Source organism: Frankia sp. CcCS3 (genome assembly GCF_977927575.1).
The window spans coordinates 1-9,051 of record NZ_CDWRCL010000086.1 but is presented as its reverse complement, the minus strand read 5'-3'; the positions used below and the strand labels follow the sequence as shown (position 1 = coordinate 9,051).

Genomic DNA, 9,051 nt, shown 5'->3' with positions numbered 1-9,051 from the left:
CCCAACGGTCCCAGCGATCCTTGGCGATCTTTTCATCCACCGGGCCACCGAGATAGCTCAACGCCAGCGCGCTCGTAGCCGCCGGCCCCACGGTGACGAACACTGCCGCCGCCGTAGACACCGCGACAACCGCGGCTTTCCGCCTCACGGACTTGTCCACACTTCCTCCAGAACCGAGAGAGAGTGAATCGCTACCATCAGCAACAGAGACTAGTGCGCTCGACGAGGTCCGCAAACGGATCATCGGCCGGCTTCGACGATCAGCCGACTACGGAACATAGTCTTTCTGGGATGAAGAGGGGATGGCACATTTGACGTTCTCCCCTGCCTGAAGGCGGGATTCCAACCCCTATACACCCACCGGAAGGGGAGGTGCGGAATGCGGAAGCCTGTAGAGGCCATCGCTGAATCCTTCGCGTTCGCGGGAGAGCACGGATGTCGTGCCCGTGTTCTTCAGCGTCGCGGCGGAAGAGCGACAAAAACGTCCATCGACGGACGGTTCAACAGTGGCACGGACCACATCTCGTCGGCCCACCGGCTCCCGTCAACGGAGAGCCAGCGGACGACCTGGAGTCCACGGGCCAGACCGGCATGCTCAGCCGGTCGTGATGCCCACCTCGGCCCGCAACCGGGAGATGTCCGCCACCGCGAGCCGTGGCCCCGGCCGCAGCACCTGTTCCTCTCGCAATGCCGCCACGTGTGCGGCCACCGTGCTCCGGGCGAGTCCCAGGGACTCCGCGACGGCATCGAGCGAGAACGGCACCCGCATCGGATCGGGCAGCTCCGGTCCGGCGAGGGCGACCAGTTCCAACAGCAGGCGGACGACCCGCTGCCGCGGCGAGAAATGCACGAGCTGATGCTGGTAGGGAACCGTTTCGGACAGCTTGCTCACCACGTAGTCAGCGAGCGCTCCCTGAACGCCGTGCCGCCGCAGGAAGGAGTCGAGCATGGCGGCGGAGACCCGATGCGCCTCGCATCGATCGATCGCCTGCACCGTGGCGGTACGTCCGGTTCCGATTCGCGCCATCTCACCGATCATGTCCCCGGGCGAGCGCAGCGCCAGCAGGAGGGCCGAGCCCTCCGCGTCCATGCGCACCACCTTCACCCGGCCGGTGGTCAGCAGAAACAGGAAATCATCTGGATCGCCCTGACGCAGCAGCATCTGCCGCGACCGGAAATGGCACCGGGAACCGCATGACAACAACGCCTGCCAGAGACGGTCGCCGAGGATCGCCTGCATTCCCCGCCGGGCAGGCCGGACAGAATCGGTCATCCCACAGAAGTATCGCGGATCGGACCCGCATTCGGCGCCGCCACCGAGAGGATGCGGCTGAGGTGACCGACCAGCGGTCTTGTCCGATCAATCCTTTCTATCCGGTTCGCCCGGTTTGCTCTCGGCCGCGATGTGCCGATGTGCCGTGCCGTGCCGCGGATGGTCGAACTGCTGCCATCCGCGGCACGGCGCCCGGCTCCCGTGCCATCGGCGCAGGGCCTCGTTCACCGGCCGGGCCGGGACCCGGGTGAACGGGTTACTCGACTACTCGACGCCCTCGAAAATCCAGCCCCTGTCCTCGCTGAAGATGGGTGACAGGGCAACCAGCGGCGGGTAGATGAGCGCCGGGTGAAGCCCCAGGGTCAGTTCATTGTCCGGGACACCGATGGTGAAGGTACCCGACTGGGGGCCATCAGCGATCTTCCATTCACGCGGCTCCGGGAGCACACGTACCCGCTCGAACGCGTCCGGGTCACCATCGAAGCCCACAAAAGCCCCGCCGGACGGCTTGCGGATCGTGTAGGTGTCGTCGTCGGCGCGCTGCACCTGCCACACCTGCCCGTCGCCGTCGCCGTCGGGCAGAAGGACGAGGTTGCCCCCGCCCACGTCGGTGAGGGTCTGCTGCCCGGCGATGCTGATCCGGTAGATGCCGTCGATCACACTTGCCACGCTTGGCTCCTCTTCCGTCAAAGGAACAACTGGTCACGGTTGCAACCAGCCGCGATTGAGAATGTTGCTGCCTACACCAGAGTCAGAAGGAGGATCTTCCCTTTAATGACATGATGAGGCCCTTTTCGGCGGTTCGATGAGACAGGAAGGCTCTGCGATGGAGCACTGGACGAGCAGACCGTGGTGGCACCGGACATCCAGGACGCCGCCACCATCATGCCCGCTACCGTCGGCATTTCGGATCAGCGGCACACACTAAAAATGCAGATCAAGAACCGAGGAACATCGCCTGGATCGCACCGATTTGACCCCGGAAATCCACTCTGGGACCAGCAGCGGGGATCAGCGCAAGACAGTGGGCACGCCACCTTTGCGGACGTCGGACGGCACCGCCCACCGCAGACTCTCTCGAAGCACCGGACGCCACACGCCGAAGTCACGGTGGCGTAGCCCGAGGTTCAGCGCGCAGAACACGCCGAAGGACATTCCGGCGAAGATCCGGTCAGCCTGGCCCAGTGCCGGTCGAGGTGTCCTTTCTTCGGACACGGTGATGGATGCCGGCCGTCCCGGACCGGGACAGCCGGGACAGCCGGGATAACCCGGACAGATGGTCGCGCCAGCGGGGCCAGACCAGGAAGGCCTCGGCTTCGAGCATCGCCAGGGCGATCCGTGGTAGCTCGGAACTGGCGGAGTAGCAGATGTAACGGGGCTGCCAGGTGGGTTGGAATTTGGCGTTGAACCGGTACAAGCTATCGATTTGGAACCAGCGGGACAAGAATATTAACAGGGAACGCCAACAGCGGATGACCGGCCCGGCGCCCAGGCGCTCGCCGCGTTCGAGCGCGGACCGGAAGAACGCGAAGTTCAGCGACAGCCGTTCGACGCCCAGCTCGCGGGCCTGGCGCAGGGCGCTGACGATGAGGAACTCGTTCAGCCCGTTGTCGGCGGTCCGGTCCCGCGTCATCGCGTCCAGCGACAGGCCGTTGGGTCCCCACGGCACGAAGTGCAGCAGGGCGCGCAGCCGGGGCTCGGTGCCGGCCGCGCCGGCATGCGACGCGTCGTCTCCGGTTCCGCTCGTCGTGTCGTTCGCCGGGTGACCCGGAGCACCGTTCACCGGGTCGTCCGCGTCGCGGGGGCCCGCATCATGGGAGAAGGCCATCACGGCCACGCAGTCGCCGTCCGCGCCGCCGCCGAGGCGGCCGAGCGCCATCGAGAAGCCCCGTTCCGTCTGGGTACCCCGCCAGGCCGCGGCCTGTGCCTTCAGCTGGGCGAGGTCGGCCGGCGCGAGATCGCCGACCCGCCGCGCGACCGCAGTGTAGCCGGCGCGTTCCACCCGGGCGACCGCCTGGCGAACGTTACGCATCGCCCGGCCCTCCAGCATGAACGACGCCGTGTCGACGATGGCCTCGTCACCAAATTCCAGCGCGCACAGACCGGCGCGGGTCCAGGCGAAGCCACCCGCCTCCGAGCAGCCGAGGACCGCCGGCATCCACGCATGGTCGGCCGCCTCGCGCAGGAACTCCCTGATGGCCCCCGGCCAAGCCTCCCGGTCACCGAGCGGGTCTCCGCTGGCCAGCATCACGCCGGAGACCACCCGGTAGGCCACGCAGGCCTTGCCGGTCGGTGACCAGATCACCGACTTGTCCGACCGCAGCGCGAAGTATCCCAGCGAGTCGGCCTTGCCATGCCGGGCCAGCAGGGCACGTATCCGTTCCTCGTCGGAGTCGGTCAGCCGGGGCCGGGGCTCGGGCGGTCGCAGCGCGAGGTAGCCGGTGGTCACGATGGTCAACAGGCCCATCGTCAGCAGCACGCGGGCGGCGAGGTCGGAGAACCGGTCGGAGGTGAACCGCAGCGGACCGGGGATCCCGACGAGTCCCTCGACGATCTGTTCGAACTGAGCGGACAGCGAATGCGGGCCGACGATCCGGTCCTGGCGCAGATAGAGCAGCAGGAACCCGATCCCGATCGAGACGACGGTGAGCAGCAGGCCGACGCCGAGCGCCCGCCAACGCGTCGACGGGTCGCCCTTGGCCCGGAACTCCCCGTGAACCAGCAGCAGGGCGATAAGCAGCGCGGCCGATCCGGCCGCCTCCTCGTAGTCCAGACCCTTGGCAACGTGGAGCACGATGCTCACGCCGAGCAGGACCACCACGGCCCGCCAGGCCCGCCGCTTGCGGCGGCGCAGCCCCGGCGTCAGCAGCACGAGCAGCATGCCGACGACGACGGTAAACGCGGCGGCCTGCTGGGAGGCTGCAGGGGGCAGGAGCACTCGCAGGTCCTCCAGGCCGGAGCGCCACTCCGGGGTGACCGCGGAGACGACGTCGACCAGGCCGACAACCAGGGCCAGCAGCGCAGCGGCCCGAGGCGCCCACGGCCGTTTCCAGGGGGGCAGCACGGGCATCCTGCTGCTCTTCCTGCCGGAACGGGCGCCGGGTGGTGTCGTCAGCGGCGGGGCCGACGACGCCGGTGAGGCCGATGACGCCGCCGAGGCCGACAGGGCACGCGGTGCCTGGGGGGCAGGCGGTGTGGGAGGGACGGGAGAGGCGGGAGAGGCGGCGGGCCCCCGACCGACCGGACCAGACCGGGCGGACAGGCCCCGGCGGGCGCCGGACAGACCGGGTTTCGGCCGCACCGCCGGGCGTGGCCACCACCGGCGCCGGATGACAGCGCGCTCGTTCGCCTCGGGCGGCGCGTTTCCCCCCCGCCGCCCGTCGGCGTGGCGCCCGGCCGAGGTGCCCGATGCCCCGGTCCCGCTCGAGATACTCATGATCCCTATCGTCTCCCGATGGGTCGCTTGCTACGGCGCTCAGGATCTGGAGACGATAAACCGCCCCGTCACAGACGTTCCTCGGGCCACCCGGTCGTAGCCGGGCCGGGCCTCGGGGTGGTCACGCGGAGAGGGCGCCGAGTCGCGGACGAGAGCCAGGCAGGCGTCCCCGGGCCGGCCGGGAAGGACGACCTGGACGATCTCCGCCCGAACGTCTAGACATACCAGGCAGATTGGCTCATATACGACATTTAGGCAGTTAACTCACTTATCACTCCCATCCGGACGGAGGTGGCCCTGTGAGGTCGATCCGCGGTCTGCTTGTCCTGCACTGCCGCTGCGGCCATGCGCGTCATGACCACGAGCACTACCGGCCCGGCTCGGATTGCGGCCGATGCGGGTGCCCGGCTTGGACCCTATGGAGGCGACGTTGACGCCCTGAACCTAGAGTAAGACGGCAGGACGCCGGTCGACCAGATCCGCCGCTCACACGGCGTCACCTCCTGCTGTCCGCCAGACACGATCAACACCAGGTCACACGTCATTGGCCCTTGTAGCCCTCGGCATCGATCCGCGCACCGGCTCATCTCATGATTTCCGGGCTTGGTCTCGGCCCATCCTCCTCCCGATATGAAACTTTCTGAGGATGCCGGCGACCGACAGCTCGGTGTCGAGATACCACGTGCCGACGATTACCCCTCCGATGAGGACAACACCGAAACCGATCAGCCACGACAGGATGGTGAACACAACCCCGATCCCGCCATAGCTACGCTCGTTCGCCACGATCGAAGCCGAGAATGCCAGCCGGCTGACGACACCCAGACCAGTCAGGCCGATCGTCGTGAACAGGGCTGTCGGCCACGAGTCCCGCCAGCTCATCCGGCCGATGGTGAGCACCCGGACCCCGACCCACAAGAAGAGCGCCAGGATCACGGTGGCTACCAGGCCGTAGCAGACCTGACCAGCCACGGTGCCGGTGAGCAGCGCCCCGAGACTCGTGGTAGCGACAAGAAAGAAGATCAGTCCGCAGAGCCAGACGACCTGGGCCAGTAGGCCGCGTAGCCCGAATGGCTTCAGCCTGAAGACCCGCACATAAATGGACTGGACGGACGCAGCCAGACTCAGTCCGCCAATTATCAGCCAGAGCACTCCCAGTACTGTCCAGCCAGTGATGACGGTTCCGCTCCGCGGGGTAAAGAGTCGTTCCACGGCCATCGCCGCATCATGGCTCAACCCCATGCGCGCGATGATTATGTCCGCCGCACCGCCCTGCCGCAGCGGCGACAGCGCCGCCAGCGTGATGACAAAAGGAAAGAAAATCATCAGGATCATCGCGGCGAGATTCATCGCCCTGTTAATCAGATCCGCCTCATGTAGTCTGGACGCCAGGTCTCCTACCGAGGACTGCCCTGCACGCACCCGGGCTGTCCCGACGCGCGCACAGAGCGTCCTGATTGGCCGCCGCAGCGCGCCGCTGCGGTGAGCGCCAGCGCCGCCAGACGGCCGCGACGCAAGATTGTTATTACTCGTACGCCAGCTCCGGGGCATGGCGTCCTCCCCACAGCACCGGGTTCATCGCCGGATCCGCCGAATGCCCTGTGGGAACGTAATGAAGTAACAAATACGTGATCGAGAGCATCATCGCAGGTCACAGGCCTGTGGAAGGTTCGAAACGCGCAAGTTATTTCATTTCGACTCCTGTGTGCGGCGCTCGCCCTCCGGGGCGGGGACTCAAGCAGCCGCTTCAGTCGATGATGAGGGCGATGAAAATGATGCAGACGATGATGTTGATGAGCCAGCTGTGGGTGTTCATCCAGTCTCGGACGCGCGGTGCGGCGACTTCTGCCCGTCTATGGAACAGTACCCGGGCAAGCAGCGGCAGTGCCGCCACCGTAACGGTCATCCCGATGAACGGGAGTGCTGCCGCATAGGACGCGTTGTTCTGCTGCAGATGTATTCCAACCGTCATCATAATCACGATGTCCGAGGGCATCAGCAGAATGACGAACAGTCCGACTTGGAACGCCTTCATCAGATCTGCCGCCATCAGCGTCATCAGCCATTTCGGCGGCTCCACCGTTTCGCGCCGCACCCAGTTCTTCACGGCGGCGGCTGCCAACAGGCCCACCAGTACGTACTGGATGATCTGGCCGGCTGAACCGTTACTCCTCGGGCTGCCCAGGTCGACATCGCTGTCTAGCAGTGCAGCAAGGCCCATCATGACGGCCACACCGGTCGCTGTCGCGACCGCCACACCGGCCAGGAACCCCAGAGATACCCGCCCGGCTCGTGGCGTGGTAACGAAGATGATCGCCGACATGATCTGTGGTCCGATCATCATGGTGATTGCCAGCGGGAGAATCTGGAGACCGTCCATGGATGCTCCCCACCGCTTGACCATGCTGACTCACGCGAGAATCCTAGCCCTCTCGCGCTCGAACTCCTGGTCGTTGAGCAGTCCGCGGCGGTGCAGGTCGTCGAGCTTGGCCAGCTCGTCAGCAATGCTGGTCGTGCGGGTCGCGGCGCGGAGGTAGCCGCGGACCGCCTCCTCCTCGTACTGCTTGTGGAGCACCATCCGATCCTGCATCCCGTCGCCGCGCACGATCAAGTAACTCAGGATACCGATGACCGGAAGCACGAGGACAAAGATCGACCAGCCGGCCTTCCCCCAGCCGGACAGATCCCGACTACGAAAGATATCAGCATAGATAACAAACAGGAAATAGATCCAGACGGCAAACAAAAAGATAAACAGAACTGTTAGAAAAGCATTAAGCAACGGATAGTCCATAACCACTTCCTCGCTCGCCGAGCCAACAGCCGGACCGGGTCCTCCCGGCCCGTGCGCGTCAGGTGCGCCGCATTACCACAGCCATTACCTACCGCCTGTTCGCCGCGTCAAACCCAGCATCACCCGAAACTCACCCTCTCGTCTCGGCCCGATGCCGCAGACGGTGGCCGGGGGCACTAGGTGACCAGGGGCACTGACGGAAGACGGTCGGCTTGGGGCGTCCGGCCGGACTTGCGGGCCTTCGTCTTAGCACCGTCCCACTTCGCTTGAAGTTGACCATGGTGTACCCACCAGTCGGCCATGCCCGGCGTGGCGGCAGTCCGGAGCCGGTGCGCGGCTGGCTGCCCTACGGCCTCTCCCACGGCCCTCCCAACGTGGGATCAGCTGGACGATCGATGGTCATCGGCGGCCAAATGTCCACGCACGGCACTCACCCGTCCGGGGGATCCCGGAAATGGCGTCAACGGCACGTGGTGTGCTGGCAGGAAGAAGGCCGGCGCGGGTCACGCGTACGGACGGCGCCAGTGCGCGACAGGGGGACCGCCGGATGACACATCATCGAAGTCCACGAAGCCAACCTGACGGCTACCTTAATATATCGCGGTCATCCACAAGAGCAGTGACACCGTGAAAGTGGTCTCGGTCATGAACTACAAGGGCTGAGTCGGAAAGACCACTCTGACGGCGAACATCGGCGCGGAGATCGCCCGCTGGGGAAAACGGGTTCTTCTGATCGATCTTGATCCGCAGGCGAGCCTCACCTTCTCCTTCTACCGGCCGGAGGACTGGCGGGCGCACCTCGCCGAGGGCCGGACCATCAAACAGTGGTTCGAAGCCTGGCGGATGGACGGGCCGGTGCCGGGACTCGAGGCGCTCGTCACCGCCCCCACGGTGGCGAACTCCCGCATCGCGCATGGCGGTGGCCGGCTCGACCTGATCGCGTCCCACCTTGCCCTCGGCGACGTCGAGATGGATCTCGCCGCGCGGTTGGGTGGGGCACAGATCCACCGGTCGACACGCCACTACTTCGACGTCTATCTGCGTCTCGCGGCCGGGCTTGCCACCCTGCCCGGGCGGCTCTACGATCTGGTGCTCATCGACTGCCCGCCGAACTTCGGCGTCATCACGAGGTCCGCCGTGGCGGCCAGCGACCAGCTGCTCATCCCGGCCCGCCCGGACGAGCTGTCCACCCTCGGAATCGATCACCTGCAGTCCCGGCTGCGCCGGTTCACCTGGGAGTTCAACCAGGTCGCTGATCTGCAGGCCGACCTCCGGCCGGCCGTGAAGAAACTGGAACCGATGATTCTGGGCGTCGTCTTCACGATGGTCCAGTACTACGGTGGTCAGCCCGTTTCGGCGCTGCGGCCCTACATAGCGCAGACCAGAAGCCTCGGGCTGCCCGTCTTCGAGGCGATGCTCCGGGAGAGCAACAAGCACTTCGCCGGCGCGGCCCGCGCCCAGCTCCCCGCCATTCTCACCGAGCAGCTCAGCCGGGAACTCGCCTGGGAACTGCAGAGCCTGGTCGAGGAGTTCCGGCCCTTCGAAGTT

Annotated in this window: 6 protein-coding genes and 1 pseudogene; 1 reads left to right on the top strand and 6 read right to left on the bottom strand. The window is 66.0% G+C overall.

What is annotated here, in order from left to right:
* Positions 1-595: 595 nt before the first annotated feature.
* From AC08OQ_RS09870 to AC08OQ_RS09845, 6 genes are all read right to left on the bottom strand, one after another.
* Positions 596-1,273, bottom strand: coding sequence for a Crp/Fnr family transcriptional regulator (locus AC08OQ_RS09870; protein ID WP_476596069.1), 678 nt, complete (start codon positions 1,271-1,273; stop codon positions 596-598).
* 264 nt (positions 1,274-1,537) lie between these two features.
* The gene (locus AC08OQ_RS09865; RefSeq protein ID WP_476601487.1) at positions 1,538-1,942 is read right to left on the bottom strand and encodes a hypothetical protein; all 405 of its coding nucleotides are present in this window, start codon (positions 1,940-1,942) and stop codon (positions 1,538-1,540) included.
* Positions 1,943-2,444: 502 nt separating this feature from the next.
* Entirely contained in the window at positions 2,445-4,343 is a 1,899-nt protein-coding gene (locus AC08OQ_RS09860) for a phosphatidylglycerol lysyltransferase domain-containing protein (RefSeq protein ID WP_476601488.1), read from the bottom strand.
* A 954-nt stretch (positions 4,344-5,297) separates the two neighbouring features.
* A complete protein-coding gene (locus tag AC08OQ_RS09855) occupies positions 5,298-6,059 on the bottom strand; it encodes a ribonuclease BN (RefSeq protein WP_462204009.1) in 762 nt (253 codons plus the stop codon).
* A gap of 397 nt (positions 6,060-6,456) precedes the next feature.
* Positions 6,457-7,089: a GAP family protein gene (locus AC08OQ_RS09850; RefSeq protein WP_476601489.1), complete on the bottom strand. Its 633-nt coding sequence runs from the start codon at positions 7,087-7,089 to the stop codon at positions 6,457-6,459.
* A gap of 30 nt (positions 7,090-7,119) precedes the next feature.
* Positions 7,120-7,503 carry an SHOCT domain-containing protein gene (locus AC08OQ_RS09845; protein WP_462204007.1) on the bottom strand — a complete coding sequence of 128 codons (384 nt, stop codon included), beginning with the start codon at positions 7,501-7,503 and terminating at the stop codon, positions 7,120-7,122.
* Between the two features lie 627 nt (positions 7,504-8,130).
* On the opposite strand from AC08OQ_RS09845, the pseudogene AC08OQ_RS09840 reads away from it, so the two are divergent.
* A pseudogene (locus tag AC08OQ_RS09840) lies at positions 8,131-9,051 on the top strand (ParA family protein); the annotation flags it as partial.